Source organism: Streptococcus sp. GMD6S (assembly GCF_000297015.1).
This window is the reverse complement of sequence record NZ_AJRH01000160.1, coordinates 1-1,124: the sequence shown is the minus strand read 5'-3', so window position 1 is coordinate 1,124 and position 1,124 is coordinate 1. Positions and strand designations below refer to the sequence as shown.

Annotated in this window: 1 protein-coding gene and 1 pseudogene; both read left to right on the top strand. The window is 40.8% G+C overall.

What is annotated here, in order from left to right; translation table 11 throughout:
* Positions 1-692, top strand: a 692-nt coding sequence (locus GMD6S_RS09355) for an Mbeg1-like protein (RefSeq protein WP_001184955.1), incomplete at its 5' end; no start/stop codon positions are given.
* A gap of 163 nt (positions 693-855) precedes the next feature.
* Positions 856-1,124: pseudogene (locus GMD6S_RS09350) on the top strand (ferredoxin reductase family protein); the annotation flags it as partial.

The following is a 1,124-nucleotide window of genomic DNA, read 5'->3' as shown; positions in this document are numbered from 1 at the left end:
AAGATTTCCATATGACCTATATGAAAGAAATCCCAGCTCAAAAACACGCCCTCCAGTATTTAGAGAATTTTTTTGCTCAACACCCCAACCAAAAGGTTATTCTAGCAGGACACTCAAAAGGGGGCAATTTAGCTGTCTATGCTGCCAGTCAACTTGATCCAAACTTGCAGAAAAACATTGTCGCTGTCTATACTTTTGATGCCCCTGGGCTTCACAAGGAACTAACCGAAACACCTGGCTATCAAAACATGATGGAAAGAACGAAAGTATTTATCCCACAAGGTTCTATCATCGGGATGATGCTGGAAATTCCGGATAAAAAAATCGTCGTTCGAAGCACCGCCCTAGGTGGCCTTGCTCAGCACGACACCTTTAGTTGGCAGGTTGAAGACAAACACTTTGTCCAACTGGACGAGACCAATAGTGATAGCCAACAAGTCGACACTACTTTCAAGGAATGGGTTGAAACAGTTCCTGACGAAGAACTGCAGCTCTACTTTGACCTCTTTTTTGGAATTATTCTTGATGCAGGCATCTCTTCTATCAACGACCTTTCTTCCTTTAAGGTCATTGAACACATTCACCATCTCTTTGTACAAGCTCAATCCCTCACTCCCGAAGAAAGAGAAACCATGGGGCGCTTAACCCAACTCTTGATTGACACTCGTTACCAAGCTTGGAAAAATCGTTAAGATAAGAAAGTCAATGAACCACCCGATTCGTTGGCTTTTTTAGAAAAAAGGGTCAGAAAAGTTAGACTAAATCACAAACCTTGACTAGAGATTCTTTTTTTGTTAAAATGTAACAAATCTTATTACATCTAATATAAGATAAATCCATGAAAGGACTTCTACTATGAAATCATTAAAAGGTATTTTATTTATCGGACTTAGTATGCTTCTGACTATCCTAGCTTGGCTCAGTTCAGGTGCTAGTCAGTTTCTAATCCCTGGTTTAGCTCTCACTACCCTCTCACTTACTTTTATACTAGCTAGCCGTTTACCCTTGCTTGAGGCTTGGTTCAACGGACTTGAAAAGATGTATCTAGCTCATAAATTCACGGCTTTTCTATCCATTCTCCTACTAACCCTACACAACTTTAGCATGGGCGGTCTCTGGGGTTC